This is a genomic window from Massilia consociata, from assembly GCF_042432755.1.
GTDB lineage: Bacteria > Pseudomonadota > Gammaproteobacteria > Burkholderiales > Burkholderiaceae_D > Telluria > Telluria consociata.
Genome location: NZ_JBHLWP010000022.1, coordinates 169,225 through 193,348, shown reverse-complemented (window position 1 = coordinate 193,348; position 24,124 = coordinate 169,225). Strand labels below are relative to the sequence as shown.

The 24,124-nt window shown below is 64.4% G+C and carries 21 protein-coding genes and 1 tRNA gene; 5 read left to right on the top strand and 17 right to left on the bottom strand.

Going from position 1 to position 24,124, the window contains the following annotated elements:
* Positions 1-117 precede the first annotated feature (117 nt).
* The 13 genes from ACFFJK_RS21410 to ybiB all read right to left on the bottom strand — a co-directional run bounded on the left by ACFFJK_RS21410 (position 118) and on the right by ybiB (position 14,795).
* Positions 118-375, bottom strand: a complete 258-nt coding sequence (locus ACFFJK_RS21410; RefSeq protein WP_379681695.1) for a hypothetical protein — start codon at positions 373-375, stop codon at positions 118-120.
* Between the two features lie 161 nt (positions 376-536).
* Positions 537-1,502: a site-specific integrase gene (locus tag ACFFJK_RS21405; RefSeq protein ID WP_379681694.1), complete on the bottom strand. Its 966-nt coding sequence runs from the start codon at positions 1,500-1,502 to the stop codon at positions 537-539.
* 99 nt (positions 1,503-1,601) lie between these two features.
* Positions 1,602-1,680, bottom strand: a tRNA-Ile gene (locus ACFFJK_RS21400).
* Between the two features lie 124 nt (positions 1,681-1,804).
* On the bottom strand, positions 1,805-4,030 hold the full coding sequence (gene rpoD, locus ACFFJK_RS21395) for an RNA polymerase sigma factor RpoD (RefSeq protein ID WP_379681693.1): 2,226 nt from the start codon (positions 4,028-4,030) through the stop codon (positions 1,805-1,807).
* Positions 4,031-4,287: 257 nt separating this feature from the next.
* Positions 4,288-6,084 carry a DNA primase gene (dnaG, locus tag ACFFJK_RS21390; RefSeq protein WP_379681692.1) on the bottom strand — a complete coding sequence of 599 codons (1,797 nt, stop codon included), beginning with the start codon at positions 6,082-6,084 and terminating at the stop codon, positions 4,288-4,290.
* A gap of 276 nt (positions 6,085-6,360) precedes the next feature.
* Entirely contained in the window at positions 6,361-6,810 is a 450-nt protein-coding gene (locus ACFFJK_RS21385) for a GatB/YqeY domain-containing protein (protein ID WP_379681691.1), read from the bottom strand.
* Between the two features lie 129 nt (positions 6,811-6,939).
* Complete coding sequence (rpsU, locus tag ACFFJK_RS21380; RefSeq protein WP_005665410.1) at positions 6,940-7,152, bottom strand: 30S ribosomal protein S21; 213 nt, start codon at positions 7,150-7,152, stop codon at positions 6,940-6,942.
* A gap of 100 nt (positions 7,153-7,252) precedes the next feature.
* Positions 7,253-8,485 carry a BaiN/RdsA family NAD(P)/FAD-dependent oxidoreductase gene (locus ACFFJK_RS21375; protein ID WP_379681690.1) on the bottom strand — a complete coding sequence of 411 codons (1,233 nt, stop codon included), beginning with the start codon at positions 8,483-8,485 and terminating at the stop codon, positions 7,253-7,255.
* Positions 8,486-8,617: 132 nt separating this feature from the next.
* A complete protein-coding gene (locus tag ACFFJK_RS21370; protein ID WP_379681689.1) occupies positions 8,618-11,197 on the bottom strand; it encodes an MSCRAMM family protein in 2,580 nt (859 codons plus the stop codon).
* A gap of 216 nt (positions 11,198-11,413) precedes the next feature.
* A complete protein-coding gene (locus tag ACFFJK_RS21365) occupies positions 11,414-12,274 on the bottom strand; it encodes a fimbrial biogenesis chaperone (RefSeq protein WP_379681688.1) in 861 nt (286 codons plus the stop codon).
* A 9-nt stretch (positions 12,275-12,283) separates the two neighbouring features.
* Complete coding sequence (locus tag ACFFJK_RS21360; RefSeq protein ID WP_379681687.1) at positions 12,284-12,775, bottom strand: DUF4402 domain-containing protein; 492 nt, start codon at positions 12,773-12,775, stop codon at positions 12,284-12,286.
* Positions 12,776-12,811: 36 nt separating this feature from the next.
* The gene (locus tag ACFFJK_RS21355; RefSeq protein ID WP_379681686.1) at positions 12,812-13,351 is read right to left on the bottom strand and encodes a DUF4402 domain-containing protein; all 540 of its coding nucleotides are present in this window, start codon (positions 13,349-13,351) and stop codon (positions 12,812-12,814) included.
* A gap of 472 nt (positions 13,352-13,823) precedes the next feature.
* On the bottom strand, positions 13,824-14,795 hold the full coding sequence (gene ybiB / locus ACFFJK_RS21350) for a DNA-binding protein YbiB (RefSeq protein ID WP_379681685.1): 972 nt from the start codon (positions 14,793-14,795) through the stop codon (positions 13,824-13,826).
* Positions 14,796-14,903: 108 nt separating this feature from the next.
* Here ybiB and ACFFJK_RS21345 point away from each other — a divergent pair, with 108 nt between their 5' ends.
* From ACFFJK_RS21345 to ACFFJK_RS21335, 3 genes are all read left to right on the top strand, one after another.
* A complete protein-coding gene (locus ACFFJK_RS21345) occupies positions 14,904-15,965 on the top strand; it encodes a 3-deoxy-7-phosphoheptulonate synthase (RefSeq protein ID WP_379681684.1) in 1,062 nt (353 codons plus the stop codon).
* A gap of 74 nt (positions 15,966-16,039) precedes the next feature.
* A complete protein-coding gene (tsaD, locus tag ACFFJK_RS21340; RefSeq protein ID WP_379681683.1) occupies positions 16,040-17,080 on the top strand; it encodes a tRNA (adenosine(37)-N6)-threonylcarbamoyltransferase complex transferase subunit TsaD in 1,041 nt (346 codons plus the stop codon).
* A 190-nt stretch (positions 17,081-17,270) separates the two neighbouring features.
* Positions 17,271-18,113 carry an endonuclease/exonuclease/phosphatase family protein gene (locus ACFFJK_RS21335; RefSeq protein WP_379681682.1) on the top strand — a complete coding sequence of 281 codons (843 nt, stop codon included), beginning with the start codon at positions 17,271-17,273 and terminating at the stop codon, positions 18,111-18,113.
* A 60-nt stretch (positions 18,114-18,173) separates the two neighbouring features.
* On the opposite strand, the gene ACFFJK_RS21330 is transcribed toward ACFFJK_RS21335, so the two are convergent.
* From ACFFJK_RS21330 to ybaK, 3 genes are all read right to left on the bottom strand, one after another.
* Entirely contained in the window at positions 18,174-18,848 is a 675-nt protein-coding gene (locus tag ACFFJK_RS21330) for a DsbA family oxidoreductase (RefSeq protein WP_379681681.1), read from the bottom strand.
* 112 nt (positions 18,849-18,960) lie between these two features.
* Positions 18,961-19,581, bottom strand: coding sequence for a glycerol-3-phosphate 1-O-acyltransferase PlsY (plsY, locus tag ACFFJK_RS21325; protein WP_379681680.1), 621 nt, complete (start codon positions 19,579-19,581; stop codon positions 18,961-18,963).
* 95 nt (positions 19,582-19,676) lie between these two features.
* Positions 19,677-20,168 (bottom strand): Cys-tRNA(Pro) deacylase, encoded by a 492-nt coding sequence (gene ybaK / locus ACFFJK_RS21320; protein ID WP_379681679.1) that lies wholly within the window; start codon positions 20,166-20,168, stop codon positions 19,677-19,679.
* A 38-nt stretch (positions 20,169-20,206) separates the two neighbouring features.
* On the opposite strand from ybaK, the gene ACFFJK_RS21315 reads away from it, so the two are divergent.
* On the top strand, positions 20,207-21,181 hold the full coding sequence (locus ACFFJK_RS21315; RefSeq protein WP_379681678.1) for an endonuclease/exonuclease/phosphatase family protein: 975 nt from the start codon (positions 20,207-20,209) through the stop codon (positions 21,179-21,181).
* A gap of 95 nt (positions 21,182-21,276) precedes the next feature.
* Positions 21,277-21,681, top strand: a complete 405-nt coding sequence (locus tag ACFFJK_RS21310) for a hypothetical protein (RefSeq protein ID WP_379681677.1) — start codon at positions 21,277-21,279, stop codon at positions 21,679-21,681.
* 7 nt (positions 21,682-21,688) lie between these two features.
* On the opposite strand, the gene ACFFJK_RS21305 is transcribed toward ACFFJK_RS21310, so the two are convergent.
* Positions 21,689-23,977 (bottom strand): putative bifunctional diguanylate cyclase/phosphodiesterase, encoded by a 2,289-nt coding sequence (locus tag ACFFJK_RS21305; RefSeq protein ID WP_379681676.1) that lies wholly within the window; start codon positions 23,975-23,977, stop codon positions 21,689-21,691.
* Between the last annotated feature and the right edge of the window lie 147 nt (positions 23,978-24,124).

Below are 24,124 nucleotides of genomic sequence, written 5' to 3'. Positions count from 1 at the left end.
GGCGTCGCTCTTCCGACACCGTCACGACTTCGATGGTTTGGTTGTTTCTAGTCATACTCACAGTCTTACTCCTATCCGTAAGGATACAGCATCGACTGTGTCTGGTGAATCAAGGGGCTATCTCACGATAAGATGGTCGCCCTTCGTTCGATATCCTTCCCCGGTAGGCTCTTCAAACACAACGCCACACTCCGGGAACTTAGCTAACTCTTCGGCAGGCCGTGTAGAAACTTCGCTGAGCATGGGAGTGATATATAGATAGTGCTCCTGTGGATTGTGAGCAATAAATTTAAACAGGTTGTGGGTCTTTCCAGTTCCACACATTGCATCGAGTAACTCGACCTCTTTGAGGCCACTGGTGGCAAATTTGAGCAAGTAGCTAGTTTCCTTATGCTATATAACGCGGCTTCACGCAGCGAAAAAAAAAGCACCACACCCACTTTCGAGCGGGCACGGTGCCTGTTGGGAGGCCATTTGGCCGGTTAACTAGCTATTACCGAAGTTTGTAAGTTTACTGGACAATTTTTGTGGAACTTTTACCCAAGGCGCTGCGCCAAGTCCTCGGCCCGCAAATGGGTGTACCGCTGGAGCATCTGAAGGCTTTTGTGTCCGGAGATCGATGCGACCTCCATAGTGTTGAATTGACGCTCGAACAGCCGTGAGACTGCCTCGTGCCTGAGGTCATGGAATCGCAGGCCTGTGATCCCGGCGCGCCGTGTGGCTCGTTTAAAGGCATTGGAGATGGCATAGGAGGCAGAGACAGCGAATACGGTGTCGCCTGTTCGTTCGATGCTCTTCAGGACCGCCAAGGCTTTGGATGATAGCGGTACGATCCGGCGCTCCCCATTCTTGGTATCCGGCAAAAACGCTGTCCTCTTCTCAAAGTTGATGTTGTCCCATCTGAGGGACAGGAGCTCACCTGCACGCATTGCTGTCTCAATCGCCAACAAGATTAGAGAAGACAGGACAGTCCCCTCTGCGACCGCCATTAGGGCATCAAGCTCTCCTTCTTCAAGGCGACGCTCCCTACCGCGTGCTGGTGGTGGCCGTTTAATGTCACTCAATGGATTAGATAGCAACGTGTAGCCCCACTCATGCTTTGCGCATTTGTATACAGCGGAGAGCAGGGAAAGCTCAATCCTGATAGATGCGTTGGCCTTCCCCGCTTTCGTTTGCTGATCGCGGTATAGGGAAATCTCTGCTGGCTTGATTGATGCAGCATCCCGGCTTGCTAACGGATGTCTGAGCCAGGAATTGATGCGGGATACCTCTTGCTTGTGCCCTTTCTTCAAGGGAGACACAGAGATCAGGTAGCGCTGAAGGAGTGTAGAGAGGAGAACGGTCTCGCGTCCAAGTGCTTCACCTCGCTCAAGCTTGAGTTCAGTGTTCTTTGCCCATGTTTGGGCGTCCTTGAGCAGAGTGAAAGACTTACAGACAGTAGGATGGTCTTTCCTACAGATGCGTACGTGCCACTTGTCGCCACGCTTGCCGATTGATGCCATTTTTATCCCCCTTGAGCATACGTTGAGCAGGAGGGAAAAGGCAGAGAGACAGGGCGGTGAGAAGTCTCACCTAACCCTTTGATAACACAACATAAATCTTGGTAGGCCTCCCCGGAGTCGAACCGGGCACCAACGGATTATGAGTCCGCTGCTCTAACCAGGCATGAGCTAGAGGCCCAGAAATCGGGACAGTGACAAAGAAAGTGATCTCGCCACCCGCTTCCTACGGCGCGGAACCGTGAAGCAGAGTGGCGAGAGGATATTGCTTTTAGTGCAGGTCCGTCAAGGCTCGATTACAACATTCAGCTGCTGCCCTCGAGGAAGCTCTTCAGCTTGTCCGAACGCGACGGGTGGCGCAGCTTGCGCAGCGCCTTCGCTTCGATCTGGCGGATGCGCTCGCGGGTGACGTCGAACTGCTTGCCCACCTCTTCCAGCGTGTGGTCGGTGGACATTTCGATGCCGAAGCGCATGCGCAGCACCTTGGCTTCGCGCGGGGTCAGCGAGTCCAGCACGTCCTTCACCACGCCGCGCATCGAGGCGTGCAGGGCCGCATCGGACGGCGCCAGCGTGTTGTTGTCCTCGATGAAGTCGCCCAGGTGCGAATCGTCGTCGTCGCCGATCGGCGTCTCCATCGAAATCGGTTCCTTCGCGATCTTCATGATCTTGCGGATTTTGTCTTCCGGCATCTCCATCTTGATGGCGAGGGTGGCCGGGTCCGGTTCGGCGCCGGTCTCCTGCAGGATCTGGCGTGAGATCCGGTTCATCTTGTTGATCGTCTCGATCATGTGCACCGGAATACGGATGGTGCGCGCCTGGTCCGCGATCGAACGGGTGATGGCCTGGCGGATCCACCACGTCGCATAGGTCGAGAATTTATAACCGCGGCGGTATTCGAACTTGTCCACCGCCTTCATCAGGCCGATATTGCCTTCCTGGATCAGGTCGAGGAACTGCAGGCCGCGGTTGGTGTACTTCTTGGCGATCGAGATCACCAGGCGCAGGTTGGCCTCGGTCATCTCGCGCTTGGCCTTGCGCGCCTTCATTTCGCCGGCCGCCATCTGGCGGTTGATGTTGCGCAGGTCCGGCAGCGGCAGGACGACCCTGGCTTGCAGGTCGATCAGGCGTTGCTGCAGTTCCTTGATGGTCGGGATGTTGCGGCCCAGGATGGCGCTGTAGGCGTGGCCGGCGTTGACTTCGCCGTCCACCCATTCCAGGTTCGTTTCGTTGCCCGGGAAGACTTTAATAAAGTGGGCGCGCGGCATGCCGCACCGGTTCACGGCCACGTCCAGGATCTGCTTCTCGATGTGGCGCACTTCGTCGACCTGGCCGCGCAGCGTGTCGCACAGCTTTTCCACGACCTTGGCCGTGAAGCGGATGCCCAGCAGTTCGTTGGAGATCGCTTCCTGCGCCTTGACGTAGGCCTTGCTGTTGTAGCCTTCCTTCTCGTACGCCTTGCGCATCTTGTCGAATTGCTGGGCGATGTTGTCGAACTTCTCGAGGGCGGCCGCCTTCAGGGCCTCCAGCTGCTCGGCCGAGTAGCCGGCCGCGCCCGAGGCGCCGCCAGTCTCTTCTTCCTCTTCCTCGGCTTCTTCCGCTTCGTCCTCGTCTTCGTCCTCGTCGTCGGTGCTGGTCGGGGCCACGGCCGTGGGCGAGGTCTGCTCGTCCTCGTCCGGGTCGACCATGCCGTCGACGATCTCGTCGATCTTGATCTCGTCCTTCTCGATCTTGCCGGCCGCGTCGATGATCTCGGCGATCGTCACCGGGCAGGCGGAGATGGCCTGGATCATGTCCTTCAGGCCGTCTTCGATGCGCTTGGCGATCTCGATCTCGCCTTCGCGCGTGAGCAGCTCGACCGAGCCCATTTCGCGCATGTACATGCGCACCGGGTCGGTGGTGCGGCCGAAGTCGGAATCGACGGTCGACAGCGCCGCTTCGGCGGCCGCTTCGGCTTCGTCGTCGCTGGTGGCGTTGGGGACGGTATCGGACAGCAGCAGCGTCTCGGCATCGGGCGCATGCTCGTAGACGGCAATGCCCATGTCGTTGAAGGTGCCGATGATGCCTTCGATCGCTTCCGGATCGACGATGTTGTCCGGCAGGTGGTCGTTGATCTCGGAGTACGTGAGGAAGCCGCGCTCCTTGCCCGACTTGATCAGGGCCTTGAGCTTGTTGCGGCGGATCTCGAGCTCTTCCTCGCTCGCTTCGGTATCGGACGAGAACGCGTCTTTCAGCAGCGCCTTTTCCTTGGCCTTGCGGTCCTTGGCCTTGGCCTTGTCCGCGGCTTTCAGTTCGGCGCGCTCGACCGCGTTGAGTGCGGCGATCTCGTCGTTCTCGGGCGTGAATTCCTTGGGCTTGCGACCACGGCGTCCCGGTACCTTCACGGAAGGCAGGACGTAGCCGGACGTATCGATGGCGGCCAATGCTGCCGCATCGGTCGTCGCGTTGACAGGCGCCGGGCTCGCCGTACGAACCTCAGCCTTGTCTTGACCGGTGTCCGCCTTGGCGGACGCTCTCGTGGTTTTTGTAGCCACTTTGGTTTCGGGTTTCTTGGTTGGCACAGGCGCTTTCGAAGTCACAACGACTAACTTTACGATGGTTAAAGATAAAGTTTTTTGTTACCTTACATCACCCTGCAGGCAACGATCAGTTGCCTCGCTAACTGAAACTCCACGCCCCGATTGAAACAAAAAATGGTTTCAAAGGTTGCAATAGTTAGCGTTTTATTATAGCACGCACCCCTATTTTTCCAAGTTGCACAAAAAGCCACACTTGTGGCTGGTGAGTCGGGTTACCGGGGCGTCATTGCCGCTGCTTCTTCACGGTCCAGGATGTCCTGCTGGGCAACGATCTCGCGATAGCGAGTACTCACCTGATCTGGGGGCAAGCCAGAAGAAAACAACTGGTTAAGTTCTTGTTTTAACGCTTCCTTCTTGATTTGACGCACAGCACTTACTAGCCAGACGCGATCTGCCTCAACGTCCGACTCCGGCTCGGCGGCGATTTCCGCGATCAGGCTGTCGTATTCTGCCGTCACTTCCTTTAACTGTTGTGACAAGGCGGCGAAGGTGCCGAACTCGCCCAGCGACTGGGCCATGCCGACCAGGTGGCGCAGGGCATCGGCTGCCTCCTGCCCGAAGTGGTCGAACGACTTTTGCGCTTCTTCGTCCAGCTGCAGCGCCAGGTGCGGATGCGACACCAGGATGCGCAGCATCTGCAGTTCCAGCCCCACCGGCTTGGGCCGGCCCTGGCGCGGCGGCGCCCGGCGGGCCACCGATACCGGCTTAGACAGTTCAAATAGCGATTCGATCTCCGCCGGCGTCGATTCCGTCAGGCTGGCCAGGCCGCGCACGATCTGCAGGCGCAGCGCGGACGGCGCCATGGCCTGCAGCATCGGCTTGGCTTCGAACTGGGCATGGGCACGGCCTTCCGGCGTGGTCAGGTCGTGCTCGGTGGTTACTTCGCGCAGCAGGAACTGCGACAGCGGCATCGCATCGTGGATTTCCTGCTCAAACGCTTCGGCGCCGCGTTCGCGGACAAAACTGTCGGGGTCGTGTTCCTGCGGCAGGAACAGGAATTTGATGGTCTTGTTGTCGCTGACCTGCGGCAGGCAGGCTTCCAGCGCGCGGCGCGCGGCGCGGCGGCCGGCCTTGTCGCCGTCGAAGCTGAAGATGACGGTGTCGGTCTGGCGCAGCAGCTTTTGCACGTGGGTGCTGGTGCAGGCGGTGCCCAGCGTGGCCACCGCCTGCGGGAAGCCGAGCTGGGCCAGCGCGACGACGTCCATGTAGCCTTCCGTCACCAGGACGTAGCCGGCGTCGCGGATGCTTTGCCGCGCCTCGAACAGGCCGTACAGTTCCAGGCCTTTCTGGAACAGCGGCGTTTCCGGGGAATTCAGGTATTTCGGTTCGCCGCCGTCGAGCACGCGGCCGCCGAAGCCGATCACCTGCCCCTTGGTGTTCCGGATCGGGAACATGACGCGCTCGCGGAAGCGGTCATAACGCTTCTTGTTGTTGCCGTCCTCGTCCACCTTGTCGATCACCAGGCCGGATTCGACCAGTGCGAGGGCGTCGTAGTCGGGGAAGACCGAGCGCAGGTTGTCCCAGCCGCCGGGGGCGTAGCCCATGCCGAAGCGGGCGGCGATTTCGCCGGTCAGGCCGCGGCTCTTCAGGTAAGCGATTGCGTTCGGCGCTTCGCGCAACTGGGCGCGATAGTAGGCGTAGGCCTGGTTCAGGGCGTCGGTCATGGCCAGCGATTGCGCCTGCTGGGCGGCGCGCTGCTGCGGCGGGATCTTGTCGTCGTTGTCCGGCACCACCATGCCCACGCCCTGGGCCAGGTCCTTGACGGCATCGACGAAACCCATGCCGGAGTATTCGATCAGGAAGCCGATCGAGGTGCCGTGGGCGCCGCAGCCGAAGCAGTGGTAGAACTGCTTGGTCGGGCTGACGGTGAAGCTGGGGGACTTTTCGTTGTGGAACGGGCACAGGCCCATGTAGTTGGCGCCGCCCTTTTTCAGCTGGACGTAGCGGCCGACGATATCGACGATATCGACGCGGTTGAGCAAATCGGTGATGAAGGATTGCGGAATCACTAGGAGTACTCAGTGTTTGTCTAAGGTCAGACTATACCGCAGTGCTAACTGCAAATTGATTTGGGACAAGGCACTTGGCCTTGACGGGCCTGGCTGTGGGAGGCGCGCATCACGGGGCATGTTAACGCCGGCCGCCCTACTGTCACTCGCACGCACAATGGCGATACCCGGGCTGGCTGGACGCGTGGGCAAGGGACTTGCCCACCCTACGAAAAACGCTGCTGTAGGGTGGCCGGCTACGCCGGCCGCGCGTTCAAACGATGCTTGCAGATCCGATCAGCTGCCGGTCAGCGCCTTCTTCACCAGGCCGGATACCACGGTCATGTCGGCACGGCCGGCCAGTTTCGGCTTGAGCACGCCCATCACCTTGCCCATGTCCTGCGGACCGGCGGCGCCAGTCGACGCCACGGCGGCGCCCACTTCGGCGGCGATTTCCTCGTCCGACAGGCCGGCCGGCATGTAGGCCGACAGAATCGCCAGCTCGGCCTTTTCGATGTCCGCCAGGTCGGCGCGGCCGCCGGCTTCGAACTGGGTGATCGAATCCTTGCGCTGCTTGATCATCTTTTCGACGATGGCCTGGGTCTGCGTGTCGTCCAGTTCGATCTGCTCGTCCACTTCCTTGCGCTTGATTTCGGCGAGGATCAGGCGGATGGTGGCCAGGCGGGCGCTTTCCTTGGCGCGCATCGCTGCCTTCATGTCCTCGGTGAGTTGTGCTTTCAGGCTCATGGATTCTCCCAATTGTTCGATAGGTATAAACGACAAAACCCGCCGCGGCAACAACCGGAGCGGGCTTGCGGACGCTCAGCGACTCGCCGGGACAGGACTGTCACCGGAACAAGCCGTCAAGGCATCTAATTAGTACAGCTTCTTCGGCAGCTGTTGGCTGCGGATGCGCTTGTAGTGACGCTTCACTGCGGCAGCCAGCTTGCGCTTGCGCTCTGCAGTTGGCTTCTCGTAGAACTCGCGAGCGCGCAGTTCAGTCAGCAGACCGGTTTTTTCGATAGTGCGCTTGAAGCGACGCATAGCGACTTCGAACGGCTCGTTTTCTTTAAGGCGGATAGTGGTCATGTAAAAATCAAACCGTTGGATTTAGGGAAGAACGAAATTCTAGCACCATTTACAGATCAGTGGAAGGTTTTATCACTGTGTTCCCGAATTGCCACAGCAATTACACACTCTGCCCGGCCACATAGCCGGATGCCCAGGCCCATTGAAAATTATAGCCGCCCAGCCAGCCTGTCACGTCCACCGTTTCGCCGATGAAGTACAGGCCCGGCACTTTATTGGCCATCATGGTCTGCTGCGACAGTTCGCGCGTGTCCACGCCGCCCAGGGTCACCTCGGCCTTCTTGTAGCCCTCCGAGCCGGTGGGCGTGACCGCCCAGCGGTTGATGGCGTCGCCCACCTTGCGCAGTTTGGCGTCGGGCATGTCGGCCAGGCGCGCGTCGGGCGCGAAGCCGTTGGCGGTCAAGAGGCCCTCGGCCAGGCGCGCCGGCAGCCATTGCGCCAGCACGTTGCCGAGCTGCTTCTTGACGGTGGTTTTGGCGCCGATCAGCTCTTCGGCCACGTCCAGTTCCGGCAGCAGGTTCAGCACGATCGGCGTGCCCGGCTCCCAGTAACTCGAGATCTGCAGGATCGCAGGGCCCGACAGGCCGCGGTGGGTGAACAGCAGGTCTTCGCGGAAGTGGCCGCCGGCCTTGCCCTTGCCGCCCTTCCCCTTGCTGCCTTTGCCGCCTGCGCCGCCGGTGCTCACCTCGACTTCGAGCGCGATGCCCGCCAGCGGGGCGAAGGCTTCCCAGCTGGGGCCGTCGAAGGTCAGCGGCACCAGGCCCGGACGCGGCTCCACCACCTGCAAGTCGAACTGCCTGGCGATGCGGTAGCCCAGGTCGGTGGCGCCGATCTTCGGGATCGACAGGCCGCCGGTGGCCACCACCACGCTGGTGCAGGCGATGTCGCCGCCTTCGGCCTGGACCAGGAAACCGGTCCCGGTCTTTTCGATGGCGCCGACCTTGCACGGCATGCGCCAGCTGACGTCGCCCGCGATGCATTCGGCGCGCAGCATCCCGATGATCTGTTCGGACGAGTCGTCGCAGAACAGCTGGCCCTTGTGCTTCTCGTGCCAGGCGATGCGGTGTTTTTTGACCAGGGCCAGGAAATCCTGCGGCGTGTAGCGCGACAGCGCGCTGCGACAGAAATGCGGGTTCTGCGACACGAAATTGGCCGGGCCGGCGCCCATGTTCGTGAAATTGCAGCGGCCGCCGCCGGAGATGCGGATCTTCTCGGCCAGCCGGGTCGCGTGGTCGAGCAGCACCACGCGCTTGCCGCGCTGGGCCGCCACGGCCGCGCACATCATGCCGGCCGCGCCCGCGCCGATTACCGCCACATCGTATTGTTTTGCCATGCCTTGTCCGCCGTTTCCGTACCGCTTGCGCGAATCGCCAAACCGGCCATTGTATACGGTTCACCCGGGAGGGGGAAAGCATGGCGGGATGGCGCGCACGCACCCACCGGCAAGGCATGCCTGCACCCGGAGTTACGCCTCGTCGGCCGCCCGCACGTCCAGGTCGCGCCCGTTGAGCACGGTGCCGTCGCGCCCGATCGTGATCAGGTGCATCCCGGTATCCGTCAAGCCCAGGCGCTTGAGCTGTTCCGGCGAGACGCGCAGGAAATAGTCGCCCGGGAAGATGCCGGTGATGACGAAGTAGCCGTCGGCGGCGCTGAGCATGGTGGCCACCACCTTGCGCGACGCGTCCACGAGTTCCAGCTGCAGGTCGCCGATGGCGCGCCGCTTGCCGTTCTCGTACAGGTAAGTGGTGCCGTCCACTTCCCCCGTCACGTTCACGGCGAACTCGATCTGGTTCACCTTGCCCGGACGCGGCACGATGCGCACGCCGGCCGTGCGCGGCTGCCATTGCGGATCGTCGAGCGTATTCGGGTCGAGTCCGATGTCGGTATTCTGGTAGGTCGGCAGGCGCGACAGGTAGGCGATGCCGCTGGCGTCGGTGCGCGCGCCGTAGTTGGCGCCGTTGACGGTGAAGCCGGCGCCGCCGATGGCTTCGTCCGCCCCGTTCATCATGCCGTCCAGGTCCTTGTCCAGGAACACGCGGATCGATGCCGCGCCCATGTTGGCCATCGGCTGGGCATCGAGCATCAGGCGCCGGCTGCGCGGCTCCAGCCCCATCGCCATGAAGAACTGCACCCCCAGCCCGTAGTCCCGGCGGTTCGAGTAGAACCCGTTGATGCCGAGCCCGTAGCTGCCCAGGCTCTTGTTCAAGGCTGCGGTGGCGCGCAGCTCGCTGCTCTGGAACGTGCGGACCACACCCATGTTCAGGAGGTAGCCGTCGTTCATGTAATAGTCGGCCGACACGGCCGCGCTGCCCAGCGCGGTCTCGGGCACGATCGTGTACTGCAGCAGCCCGCTCAGGCCGATGCCGGCCACGCGCCGGCTTACCTGGAACAGGCCGTCGGCCACCTCGTTGCCGCCGAGCGACTGCCAGCGCAGCGCGTTGGTCAGCGCGGTGCCGTCGCGGTAGGCCGATATCCGGCCCTGCACGTCGATGTTGCGCACGCCCGAGGCCAGCCGGTCGTGCCGCAACTGCAGCGCCAGCGGGTAGAAATGCCCGCCGCCCGGAGCGAAGAAGCCTTCGGCGCGCACTTCGTCGCGCGAGCGCACCGGATCCGCGGATCCGGCAAAGAAGTCGCTATGAAACCTGTTCAGGCGCGCGTGGCTGGCCGACAGCGAAACGTTGCCCAGCCGCGTCTTCACGCCCACCTGCGCCAGCGTGCCGCCGTCGTTCGCCTTCGCCGTGTCGGCCGTGGCGATCAGCCCGCGCCAGTAGCCGCGCAGGCCGAGGTTGGCGTAGCTGCGCGGTATGCCGTCGAAGGTCGGTACGCGCTGCCAGCCTCCCGTCAGGTTCAGGGTGTCGCTCATGCCCCAGTCGAACTGGGCCAGCGCACGCTCGTGCCCGCGCAGGTCGCGGTGCGCCCCGACGTCGTAGAACAGGGCGCCGCGCGGCACGGCGGACTGCTCCAGCAGGAAGCTCTGGCGCTCGACGCGCAACTGGCCCAGGGGGCCGTGGAATACCAGCCGGAACTCGTTGGGGCCGTAGGCCAGCGGCAAGTCCTCGAAGCTGTACTTGCCGTCCGGGCGGGACTGCTGGAAGCCGACCAGTGCCTCGTTGTAGTACAGCTCGACGTCCCAGCCCGGCGGCAGCGCGCCCTGCAGCGTATGCCGGTCGAAGCTGGTGGGCTGGTTGAGCGGGCGGTTGCTGACCAGTGCGCCATTGCCGGTGGAGCTGCTGGCGGAAATGTTGGCCACGCCCGGCAAGGGCACGCTCCCGAACAGCGCGCTGCGCGCACGCAGCGGGCCGAGCAGGCCCGCGTCCGGGTCGTTGCGGCCCAGGCTCAGGCGCAGGCCGGACGATGGATCGTGACGGTTGCGGCTGACGTACAGGGCCGCCTCCATGCCGAGCAGGTCGGTCGTCAGATAGGCCGTATAGGCTGCTTCGGCCTGGTGCCGGCCGCCGAGCTTGCTGGTCGACAGGTCGAGCGTCTGGTCGATGAAGGGCGCGTCGGCCAGCCGGTAGGGCGTGGCCAGGCGCGGATAGCCGGGATCGATGTAGCCGCCTGGCGTACCCGGCATGCTGCCGCGTGCGCGCCTGGTCAGGCGCGCCTGCAGCGGCAACTGCTCGCGCGGACGCACCTTGAGCGCCAGGCTCGGCATGTCGAGCTCGAGGTCCACCGGCAGCCAGCGCGACAGCAGGCTGCTGGCCACATGGATCTCGTCGGACTGGAGCTTGAACAGTGCACGGTCGATCTCTTCGCGCTTGCCGGCGATCTCGACCACGCGGCCAGGCACGTCGAGACTGAACGCCCGGTCTTCAGTAAGGATATAGCCGCTGGCGCGGCCTTCGCCCGGCGTGACGCGGATGGCCAGCGTCAGCAGGCGCGACAGTTCGCCGAGCGGCAGGAAGACGTCGCGCCCGATCTCGTAGCCGCTGACGGCGTCGGACAGGAGCTGGTCGCCGAGCCGGACTTCGAGCAGGACGAGGTTGGCTTCCGCTGCCTGCGATGGCGCGGCCAGCACGCCTGGCTGGAATGCCGGCAGCAACATCAACCCTGCAACAAGAAATCCCGTTCGAAAACCCTGCATGTGCGTGCGCGTGTTGCCAGCCAACCGGTGGTCGGCCTGGCAACACGATTATTGCTCAAAAAGCATTTATTAGGGAAGAGCCTGTGTGATCAAGGAAACATCCGCGACGATGCGCCAGGCACCGGGGCACGATCGCGGCGCGGATCAAGCGAGCAGGAGGACAGATTCAGGACAGATTCAGGGCAGATTCAGGGTGGCCTGCGCCAGCAGGGCGCCGCCCGCTTCCGGACGGTCACGGTAGGTCACCTCGATAGTGCCGCCGGAAAGCGCCGTGCCCGCCGGCACCTGCAGCGGCAAGACGGCCTGGCGCACGCGGTTGGGCGTGTAGACCGCCATCCCGCCGATCTGCGCCAGGCTCTGCGGTGTGCCGCCGCGTGGCGTGAACGTGACGTTCACGTCGCCGTACACCGAGGAGGCGCCCTCGCGGTGGAAGCGCAACGCCAGCATCTGGCGCCGCGCGGCATCCTTCTGCAAGGCGAGCCCCGACAGGCTGACGGTCGCGCCGACGTTTCCGTGGCGTACGATCAGCGGCACCGAGGCGCCGACGAGTGCATTCATCACCACGCCGATCTGTCCCGGCGCGTTGCGGTTCTCGATGCTTGCGCTGCCCTGGACATCCGGCAGCTTGTCGAACAGCAGGTGCGAGCGGTACTCGCCCTCGGCCAGGTCGGCCGGCTTGCGCAACATCACCCGCACGGTCTGCGCGGTGCCCGGCTGCAGCGTGACCTGGCGCGGCGAATAGCGCAGCATGCTGTCGGCAAACCGCTCGCCCTCGTTGGCGGTCTCGGCCTCCTCGAACCGGCCGTCCTCGGTCATGCGGCGGTTGACCAGCGCGATGCGGTAGGTGGCTGGCTTGCTGCCCTGGTTGATCAGTTCGATCTGGGCGGCACGCAGGTTCTTGTCGAAGACGATGCGGGTCGGGTGCAACATGAGTTCGGCATATGCAGGTGCGCATGGAGCCAGCAGCACGCAGGCGAATACGACGGCCGCCTGGCGCAGGCGGCCAAGAGTAGTGGATGCGAACGTAGGGTGAAGCATGATGTAGTCCTACTGGAAATTGACGGTCAGGGGAAACGTACCGGTGTAATTGCCCGGTGGCTGGTTGGGCGCGACGACAAGGGTCGCGCCGACCGCCAGGCTGGTACCGCCGTTCGGCACCGAAACGAGCGCCGAGGGAGAATTGGTATAGGCATTGACGGCCATGCTGTTGGCGCCGCTACTCAGGCGGGTGCTGCCGTTGGCCGGCAGGGAAATGATCACGGCCTTGTTGTTGCCGCCATTGCTGCTCTTGCCCACATTGAACATTGCCTGGCCAACCGTGGGCGAGTTGAGCAGGACGACGCCGCCGGTGCGGGAACGCACGCCGGCCGGGCTGATGACGATGGTGCCGCCGGTGCCGGCAACGAAACGGCCGAAATTCAGGCTGCGCGTGCTGCTCAGCGTGATCTGCTGCGCATGTGCTTCATGGGCAAGCAGGGAAAGCGTCGCCAGCACGAGCGTGCCGGCGAACAGCGATGCATGGTAGCGGCGTACGGACATGATTCAGGCGGTGGGTGCGCCGCTGGCCAGGTGCCGTCAGTTGTAGTTGACGGTTGCGGTGACGTTGCCGCTGTAGGTGCCGGCGGCTTGGTTTGCGGCAACGGTCAGCACGCCGCCGACAAAGATCGACTGGGTACCGCCGGCACTCAGCGTGCCGCTGGCAACGGTGCCCGCGATGGCCCCGGCGCCGTCCAGGTCGGTCACCGGTGCGAACGACATCGTGTTGCCGCCGGAAGTCAGGGGATCGGCGACGACATTGATCGAATACGTGGCGCTGGCCTGGCCGGTCACGTTGAACTGGGCTGCGGACGGCGCGGTGCCGCCGCTGATCCCGGTGACGCCGCCGCCCGTGGTACGCGCGCCGCTCGTGCTGATGGTGACGGTGCCGGGGGCGGCGCTCGCTGCGAAGTTGCCGAATGCCAGGTCGGCTGTCTTGGTGATATCGATTGGCGCGATCACCGTACCGCTGGCGGTGGCGCTGATGCTGGCGGCGGTCGCGCTGCCGGCAGCGGCGACAGCCACGGCCAGGGCGGCGAGCGACAGTTGGGTCGAGGTAAAGCGGGCGTACTTACTCATTCTGGTCTTCCTTCAGATAGTAACGGAGCGGCATTGCGCCGGATTATTCTTACGAACCGCAGCACAACCATGCCTCAGAAGAAACATTTATAGTTGCCGTTCGGTATCGTTTTATTATGTTGCTTGAAAATAATAACCAGTTTTTGCACTAAATCACTACTTCTTTCCTTGAACCGTCTAAAAATTATTGCAAAATTCACCAGCAATTGTTAATACGGCATTTTTTATCTTCTTGCAGCAGTTGCAATTGGAAAGAATTAAGCGGACATAACCTACGTTCATGGCCAAATGCCCGTCTTTTCGGCGGAAATATGTTTCAGGCAAGCTCGTCATGCATTCCGCATAGACAGCATCTGGTTGCACACTAACGTTGTTTTGATCCAACGTTTATAGCAATCCTGAAACGCCAAAGGCCATCCCACAGGATGGCCTCGGTTCACGTGGACGAACAAGCGGGCTCGCGCCCGCCTTGTCAGGAACGCAGTGCGCGCGCCACGCGCAGGCACTGCGCAAGCTGGGCGGCGATCGGGCGCGGAACGGGAACGTCGCCGCGCAGCGCGGCGGCGATCCAGGCCGCTGTCGTGGCGGCGTCGCGCGCGTCCGGCACTTCGGCCAGCACATCCGCCGGCGCATCGCGCTCGACGAGCACGGTGCGCGCGCCGCCGTGGAACCAGTCGATCTGCTGGGCCCGGTGTGGGTTGGCGACCGTCTCGCCTTCGGTGCCGCGCATCAGGAAGGCATCGCCGCGCGCCGGCGGCGCGGCGGTGGTGAAGTATTCGCCCAGCGTTTCCAGGTATTCGGGATGGGTGTACGAGACCAGGCGCAGCGCCGGGCCGTCGAAGGGCTGCAGGATCTTGACCAGGGTGTGCGTGGAATTGCGCACGCCCAGGATGCGCCGCAGCGACAGCATGTGGGCCAGCTCGGGCGCCAGCCGCTCGATCGGGATGAAGGCCGGGCGGCTGCTGGCGAAGGCGTCCAGGATGTCGGCGCTGGTTCCGCTTTCGGCCAGGCCGAGCTCGGCCAGGATTTCGGCAGTGGTAATGCGGCCGGGATCGTTGCGTACGCCATGCACCAGGGTCGGCACGCCTTCGCGCGCCAGCAGCAGCGCCAGCAGCGGCGTCAGGTTGGCCAGCTTGCGCGCGCCGTTGTAGCTCGGGATCAGCACCGGGGCGTAGTCGCCCGGCGGCGACGGCAGCGGCGCGAACGAGCCCTCGGCCGCGTCCATGAAGCCGGCCAGTTCCTCGACCGACTCGCCCTTGATGCGCATGGCGAGCAGGATCGCGCCCAGTTCCAGGTCGGATACCCGTCCTTCCAGCATGGCGGCGTACAGGGCCCGCGCGTCCTCGCGCGACATGCTGCGCGCGCCTTTCACGCCGCGGCCGATTTCCTTGATAAAAGGTGCGGCGGCAAATGCGCCGGTAGTGGTGTCGATCGTCTTGTCCATACCGCAAGCATAAACCAATGGCACGCGGCTTGCGTTTTTTGCGGGGCCATGTGCAAGTGCAGCAAATTCGGACTACACTGGATATTCCCTCCTGAAAACCACAGCACCATGATCAACACGCCCGCCATCGAAAATACCAACGTCAGTTCGTTCGCGCAGATGCCGACGCCGCTCGAACTCCACGCCTCGCTGCCGCTGAGCGACCGTGCATTCACGACTGTCGTGCAAGGCCGCGAAACGCTGCGCAACATCCTCGACCGCAAGGACAAGCGCCTGTTCGTCGTCGTCGGCCCCTGCTCGATCCACGACCCCGAAGCGGGCCTGGACTATGCGCGCCGCCTGAAGGCGCTGCAGGCCGAAGTGGCCGACACGATGGTGCTGGTGATGCGCGTGTACTTCGAGAAGCCGCGCACCACCACCGGCTGGAAGGGGTATATCAACGACCCGTTCATGGACGACTCGTTCCGCGTGGACGTGGGCATGGAGCGCGCGCGCCGCTTCCTGCTCGACGTGTGCGAACTGGGCCTGCCCACCGCCACCGAAGCGCTCGACCCGATCTCGCCGCAATACCTGGGCGACCTGATTGCCTGGACCGCGATCGGCGCCAGGACCACCGAATCGCAGACCCACCGCGAAATGTCGTCGGGCCTGTCCACGCCGGTCGGCTTCAAGAACGGCACCGACGGCGACGTCGGCATCGCGATCAACGCCGTGCTGTCCTCGGCCAACCCGCACGCCTTCCTCGGCATCAACGGCGAAGGCTCGGTCTCGATCGTGCGCACCAGCGGCAACGCCTATGGCCACGTGGTGCTGCGCGGCGGCGGCGGCCGTCCGAACTACGACTCGGTCTCGGTGGCGATCGCCGAGGGCGCGCTCAAGAAGGCGGGCCTGCCGGCCAACCTGGTGGTGGATTGCTCGCATGCGAACAGCTACAAGAAGCCGGAACTGCAACCGCTCGTGATGTCGGACGTGATCCAGCAGATCAGGCACGGCAACCGCTCGCTGGTGGGCGTGATGATCGAGTCGAACATCGTCAGCGGCGCGCAGGCGATTCCCGAAGACCTGTCGCAGCTGAAGTACGGCTGCTCGGTGACCGACGGCTGCATCGGGTGGGAAGAGACCGCGACGATGTTGCGCAGCGCGCACAAGGAATTGCTGCAACGCCCTTGATGCTGTCGTAGGGTGGTCGGCATAGCCGACCACCCTACGGTAAAATCTGCTTTTTCCCTCCTGCTGTTTCCCCCATGATCGTTCTCGGCGTCGAATCCTCCTGCGATGAAACCGGCCTGGCTCTGTACGACACCGAGCGCGGCCTGCTGTCCCACGCCCTGCACTCGCAGGTTGCCATGCACGAAGAGTACGGCGGCGTGGTGCCGGAACTCGCCTCGCGCGACCACATCCGGCGCGCCCTGCCCCTGCTCGAAGAAGTCCTCAAGCGCGCCGCTATCCCGATGTCGGCCATCGACGCGGTCGCCTATACCCAGGGCCCGGGCCTGGCCGGCGCCTTGCTGGTCGGCTCGTCGGTGGCCTGCTCGCTGGCGCTGGCGCTCGACAAGCCGGTGCTCGGCGTACACCACCTGGAGGGCCACCTGCTGTCGCCGCTGCTGGCCAGCGAGCGTCCGGATTTCCCCTTCATCGCCCTGCTCGTCTCCGGCGGCCACACCCAGCTGATGCGCGTGGACGGCGTCGGCCGCTACACGCTGCTGGGCGAAACCCTCGACGACGCCGCCGGCGAAGCCTTCGACAAGTCGGCCAAGCTGCTGGGCCTGGGTTATCCGGGCGGGCCCGCGATCTCGCGCCTGGCCGAGTTCGGCGACCCGGCTGCCTATAACCTGCCGCGCCCGATGCTGCACTCGAAGGATTTCAACTTCAGCTTCTCGGGCCTGAAGACGGCGGTGCTTACCGTCGTCAAGAACCACGAAGAAAAAGTCGTCGCCAACATCTGCGAGCAGGACAAGGCCAACATCGCGCGCGGCTTCGTGGATGCGATCGTGGACGTGCTGACCGCCAAGTGCGTGAACGCGCTGCGCCACACCGGCCTGACCCGCCTGGTGATCGCGGGCGGCGTCGGCGCCAACCGGCAGCTGCGCGAGTCGCTGAATGCGGCGGCAAGCAAGCGCAAGTTCAAGGTCTATTATCCGGAGCTGGAATTCTGCACCGATAACGGCGCCATGATCGCCTTCGCCGGCGCCATGCGCCTCGAGCGCAACCCGGCGCTGGCGCAACGCGACTACGCCTTCAACGTGCGCCCGCGCTGGCCGCTGGACGAGCTGGAAGCGGCCTAGAAAGCTGCCTGGAAGCCGCCCGGAAGCCGGGTTGGCGGGGCCGCTGAGCTGCTGCTGAATTGCTGCTGAGCTGCACCAGCCTAGGGCGCTTCCTCATTGAACTTGCAAGGCTGACATCGATCCTACCGTGTGACCGCCCCTTGCCAAACGGTGGCAATATCCGACGGTTAAGTTTTACGGAGGTTTTGCGATGCGCGTTGTAAGTTGGAACATTCATTGGGGTTGTGGCAAGGACGGACGAATCCGCATCCATGCGATCATCGACGTCCTGCGCCGGCTGAATCCGGATGTCGTGTGCCTGCAGGAAGTGGCGGCCAACCATCCTGAACTGGACGGCGGCGCCACCGCCAACCAGTTCAAGCAGCTGGGTGGCGCCTTCGGCGGCTACCACATGATGGAACACGCCCCGAGTGAACTCTACAAGAACAACGTCCCGCGCCTGTTCGGCAACCTGATCCTCTCGAAGTACCGCATCTCGCAGGTGCACCGCCACCTGCTGCCGTGGCCGGCGGATCCGGAGCGTCCGGCCGGCATGCCGCGCGGCCTGCTGGAAACCGTGGTCGATACCCCGACCGGCAAGCTGCGCCTGCTCACCACCCACCTCGAATACTATTCGCCGCTGCAGCGCATGGCGCAGGTGCACCGCATCCGCGAACTGCATGCCGAGGCCTGCGCCAGGGCCCGCATCTTCCAGCCCGACCCGAGCCTGGACGCGCCCTACCAGCTCGGTTTCCGGCCGGCCTCGGCCATCCTGTGCGGGGACTTCAACTTCGTGCCGGACGCGATTGATTACCAGGCGCTGCTGGCGCCGGTCGAAGGCGCCCCGGCCTTCCTCGACGCCTGGCGCGTGGCGCACGGCATGGTCGCGCGCGCGCCGACCACCGGCCTGCATGGCTATCCGTGGCCGGACCGCCCGGAATGCTACGACCATTTCTTTGTCACCGAAGACCTGGCGCCGCGTGTCGTGACCGTGGACGTGCAGTCCGAGACGGCGGCTTCGGACCACCAGCCGGTCGTGCTCGAACTGAATTGAATTGAAGCGAGTGATTAAGCCGGGCTAATGTTTCAAGTCAAACATTAAGCCCGGCTGAACTTATCCCTGGGCGGCGCCCGGGGCGGCATCGGATTGGGCGGCGATTTCGCGCAGTGCCCGCTCGAACACGTCCGGCGGCTGGCCGCCGGAAATCAGGTGACGCTGGTTGATGATGATGGCCGGCACCGATTGGATGCCCGCGCGCTGGAAGAACTGCTCGCGCTCGCGCACCTCGTCCGCGTAATCATTCGATGCCAGGATGCGCTCCGCGCTGTCGCGGTCCAGGCCGACGCGCTCGACCACCCGCAGCAGGGCGTCGTGGTTGCTCGGGTCTTCGCAGCGGGTGAAATAGGCGTCGAACAGGGCCAGCTTGAGCTCGCGCTGGCGGCCCTGCTCTTCGGCCCAGGCCAGCAGGCGGTGGGCGTCGAAGGTGTTGTAGATGCGGCCGCGCCGCTCCATTTCGAAGGTGAAGCCGACGTCCGCGCCGCGCTGGCGGATCATCTCGCGGCTTTGCGCCTGCTGCTCGGCGGTGGCGCCGTATTTTTCCGTGATGTGCTCGACGATGTCCTGGCCGTCCGGGCCCATGTTCGGGTTCAGCTCGAAAGGCTGGAAATGCAGGTCGGCCGTCACTTCGCCGCCCAGGCGCAGCAGCGCCTGCTCCAGCGACTTGTAGCCGATCGCGCACCACGGGCACGAGACATCCGAAACGAAATCGATCCTGAGTTGCTTGGTCATGGGCGCCACCTTTCTTGTTCGTTGCGGCACGGGTGTGCCAGGTGGCGTAATGGTAACGCGATGCAGGAATGTGCGTGGGGAATGGGGCTGTCGCGGCGTGCCGCGAACCGCCTTACTTCTTCTTCGCCCCCGCCGCCTTGCTCCCGATCTTCGACTCCTTCCCCGCGATCAGGTTCGCGATGTTCTTGCCGTGACGGAACAGCAGCAGCGCGCTCATGATCGCCACGGCGAACAGGATCTCGTCCGCGCCGAACAGCAGCCCGTAGTAGAACGGCGCGAAGATCGATGCGATCAGCGCCGCCAGCGAGGAATAGCGGAACGCATAGGCAATGATCAGCCAGGTCGCCAGCGTCGCCAGGCCGAGCCAGACGTTAATGCCGAGCAGAACGCCAAGCGCCGTGGCCACGCCCTTGCCGCCCACGAAACGGAAGAACACCGGCCACAGGTGGCCCAGGAACACGGCGATGGCGACCAGCGCCACGCCGCCCTCTTCGATGCCGTATTGCGGGCCGTACTTGATTGCCAGCCACACCGCCAGCCAGCCCTTGGCCGCATCGCCGACCAGGGTGGCGATGGCCGCCTTCTTGCTGCCGCTGCGCAGGACGTTGGTGGCGCCGGGATTGCCGGAACCGTAGGTGCGCGGGTCGGACAGGCCGAAGGCGCGGCTCATCACGACCGCGAAGGAAATCGAGCCGATCAGGTAGGCGGCAATGGTGGCAATCAGGGTATTCATCTTGTCTCTCTTGTTGTCAACCGGGACAGTGGCGTCCCGTCAGGCGCACGGAATATACACCATTGTCCATACCACCTGGCAAGCATTCGGCAAAGTCAGTCGGCCAGCGCGCACTGCACCGTGCGTGCGCCCAGCACGCCGGCCAGCACGCCGGGGGCGATGCCGACCAGGTAGCCGCGGCGCCCGCCATTGATGTAGATCTTGTCGAGCGCCAGGATCGATTCCTCGACGTACACCGGCATCGCCTTGCGGGTGCCGAAGGGCGAGGTACCGCCCACCAGGTAGCCCGAGTGGCGCTGCGCCACTTCCGGCTTGCACGGCTCGACCGACTTGCAGGGAATGGCGCGCGCCAGGTTCTTGGTCGACACCTTGCGGTCGCCATGCATCAGCACGATCAGCGGCCGCGCCGCCTCGTCCTGCATCACCAGGGTCTTGACCACATGGTGTTCCGGCACGCCGAGTGCCCGAGAGGAAACGGCGGTGCCGCCATGCTCTTCGTACTCGTAGGGATGTTCGGTAAAAGCCACGCCATGCTTGCGCAGGAATTGCGTCGCGGGGGTCTCAGACACGTGCTCTTTCTTGGCCATGCGTGGTACGCTAAAGACGAACATAAGGGGTTTCTATTATGCAGCAAGAAATTCGCTTTGCCACCTTCAACGCCTTCAACCTCGCGCCGCCGGGCGTGCGCTGCTACGACAACCTCGAGCCCTGCACGCCCGAAGAATACGAGGCCAAGCTGGACTGGACGGCGCACCAGCTCGACCTGCTCAATGCCGACGTCATCGGCTTCCAGGAGATCTTTTCGCAGGCCGCCCTGAAGCAGGTGCTGGCACGCACCCGCCGCTACCGCGACGCGGCCCACCTGGGCTTCGATCCCGACCCGGAGGCGCCGCGCCTGACCCCGAGCGTGGCGCTGGTCTCGCGCCTGCCGCTGGCCGGCCCGGCCCGGCCGATGAAGATGTTCCCGGACAGCGTCTCGATGCCGCCCGGCAGCCGCGACCCCGACCGCTTCACCCGCGCCCCGCTGCACGTCGAGGTCGAACTGCGCCCCGGCATCGTCATCGACGTGGTGGTGGTGCACCTCAAGTCGCGCCGTCCCGACTACCGCAGCAGCGATACCGGCGAAGACCCGAACCTGTATGCGCTGGCCTGCCTGCGCTCGCTGATCCGGCGCGGCACCGAGGCCACGGCCCTGCGCGTGCTGCTCACCGACATGGCGCGCGACAAGCAGCGCCCGCGCATCGTGCTGGGCGACTTCAACGACGTCTCCGATTCGGTCACCACCGAGATCGTGCTCGGCGAAGGCGCGCCGCTGGGCGAGCGCATGTTCGACGCGGCCCGCCTGCATTGCCACCAGGACAACCAGCGCAACGTGGGCTTCTCGATCGTGCACGACAGCCGCCACTCCACCATCGACCACATCCTGGTGTCGCAGGAGTTCAATCCGGTGCTGCCGCAGGCGATCGGCGAAGTGGTCGACGTGGTCTACCTGAACGACCACCTCAACCTCGGCCTGCCGGAAGCCTCGGACCACGGCCAGGTGCTGGCGCGCATCCGGCTGTATCCGCATGCCGGCAGCTTCGGCGGCGGGCTGGACTGACCGAGGGCGCGGCTGCGGGCGTGACAATTCGCGCATGTTCGTCCATGACGGTGCAGTAAACTCCTTGCTCCAGATCAGCCGCAAAGGAGCACCCGTTGTTATCGAAAGCGCAAGCGAACCGCATCGCCGATGAACTGCTCGACCAGGCCCGTGCGCGCAGATTCGGCTTCACGGACCCGTCGGGCATCCCGGTGCCGCCGTTTTACCAATGCCGCAGCCTGCGGCGGTTGCCGCAAGGGCTGCAGCGCGAGATCGTGCGTAAGGCAACATCGGAAGCCGGATGGAACCCATGGTTCCTGCTGGCGACAGCCGCCTGGGTTGCGGCGCTGGCGCTTGTCTACGTTTTCGAGCCGACGGTGCTCGGCTTCAGGCTTGTCCCGTCGGCGTTCATGATCATGGCGCCATTGGCTCCCCTGTTGTTCCGGGCCCTGCTGGTGCGGCGGGCGGTCAGGCAGATTGCGGACCAGATGCACCCGTGGCCGGTCCCGGTGCGCTTGTAGCTTGTAGTCAGCCCGGCGCCGGGTTGAAATCGGGCCGGGCGCTCGCCCCGGCCGCATAGAATCCCTGGTATTCGTCGCAGCCGTGCTGGCGCAGGAAGCGCAGCTGCTCCTCGGTCTCCACGCCTTCGGCCACCACGCGCAGGCGCAGGCTGCGCGCCATCGCGATGATGGCGGGAATCATGGCGGCATCTTCCGGATCGCTCTCGATGTCGCTCACGAAGCTGCGGTCGATCTTCAGCCTGGACAGGGGGAAGCGCCGCAAGGACGACAGGCTCGACAGCCCGGTGCCGAAGCGGTCGATGGTCAGCTGCACCCCGCGCTGGCGCAGCGCCGCCACGGTGGCATCGAGGTTGGCGTCGCTCCGCATGATGGCCCCTTCGGTGATCTCCAGGTCGAGGCAGCTGGGCGCCAGCCCGGAGTGCGCCAGCGCGGCGTCGACCACGTCGAGCAGCCGCGCGTGGCTGAACTGGATGTCGGACAGGTTCACAGCCACCGTCACCGGATGCCCTTCGTCGCGCCAGGCGCGCGCCTGGCGGCAGGCTTCGCGCAGCACCCATTCGCCGATCGGCACGATCAGGCCGCACTCCTCGGCCGCCGGCAGGAACGCGTGCGGCAGCAGCAGCCCGCGCTCCGGATGGCGCCAGCGGATCAGGGCTTCGACGCCGGTGATGCGCCCGCTGGCAACGTCGAACTCGGGCTGGTATTCGAGCACGAACTCGCCGGCGTCGAGCGCATGGCGCAGGCGCTTTTCCATCTCGCCGCGCTCGACCACATGGGCGTTCATTTCCGGGCTGAAGAACTGGAAGCTGTCGCGTCCGCTCTGCTTGGCGTGGTACATCGCCACGTCGGCATGGTGCATCAGGGTGTCGACGTCGGCGCCGTCGGTGGGACAGATGGCGATGCCGATCGAGACCGACAGCGTGAACGCCTGGCCGGCCGCCTCGATGGGCCGGGCAACCGCCTGCATGATGGCGCCCGCCACGTGGGCCGCCTGGTCGGCCCCGCCGATGTCGGCCAGCAGCACCACGAATTCGTCGCCGCCGAGGCGGCTGATGGTGTCGACCCGGCGCACGCAGCCCGTCAGGCGCGCCGCCACTTCGCGCAGCACCGCGTCGCCCACCTTGTGGCCGTGGCTGTCGTTGATGGCCTTGAAGCGGTCGAGGTCGAGGAACAGCACGGCGAAGCGGTCGCGCTGGCGGCGCCAGGTGGCCAGCGCCTGCTGCATCCGGTCGAGGAACAGCACCCGGTTGGGCAGCCCGGTGAGCGCGTCGTGCTCGGCCTGGTGGCGCACCTGTTCTTCCGCCCGCTTGCGCTCGCTGATGTCGGACAGCATGGCCATGTAATTGCTGACATCGCCCTCGGGGTCGCGGATCGTGGTCACCGCCACCCAGGCCGGATAGCGCTCGCCGTTCTTGCGCACGCCGGCCAGCTCGCCCTGCCAGTGGTTGTTCCCGTCCAGCTGCGGCCAGACCGTCTCGTAAAAGCCATGTTCGCCGTCGTTCCATGGCAGGCTGGCCAGCGTCGTGCCGATGATCTCGGCGGCGGAAAAGCCGGTGATCGACGTGAACGCCTGGTTGACGGCCTGCACCCGGTACTCGGCATCCATCACGATGATGGCTTCATGCGCGTTCTCGAACACGCGCGCCGCCTGCATCAGGTTGCTTTCGGCTTCCTTGCGCACGGTGATGTCGACTTCCATGCAGAACACCTGCTGGGTGATGCCGTCGCGCTTGACCGGAAAATGGTTCGAATGCAGCCACAAACGCCGGCCCGCGGCGGTTTCCACCTGCCAGTCGCGCGGTGCGGGCGTGCTGCCGTCGCGCCAGATAGTGGCGATCAGTGTGTCGAATTCCTCCTGATGCTCCAGGTGCGAGACGAGCTCACGGAACGGGCGGCCGAGCGCATGGCTGGCGGGAATGCCGAACAGTTGCGAGCAGGCGTAGTTCCAGAAACGTACCACGCCGTTCGCGTCCATCGAGTGCACCGCGACGGCGGGCACCTGTTCGATCGCCGTCACGAAGCGGTACAGCCAGTCGAGCGCTTCGCGCCCGGGGCCATCGAAATTGAGCGAACCGGCGGGCACGTCGTGACCTGGCCCGCCGGGACCTGCTTCGTGGCGCATGCCGTGAGGCGCCTCGGGCCGCACCGCCTGGAGAGCGGGGATCGCCGCGGCGACGGCGTCGACCGCGCCCTTCAGGCGGCCTGACGCACCGCTTGACCGCGGCGAAAACGGCGTCGCGCCGGCGCCCCCCGGGCCCTCGGGCACGGCAGGCTGGTCAGGCACTTGTTCGCTCACGGGAAAGATCCTTTTCAGACGGAAATAGTCGTGAATACACCGGCAATTCCGCCATTCTTCTCCGCTCTCGGGATGCCCTGTTTGCGGGCACGCAAAGCATCGCCCGGCCTGCATTTCGTCACGCGTTTTCGGCATTCCAGCCGCGCC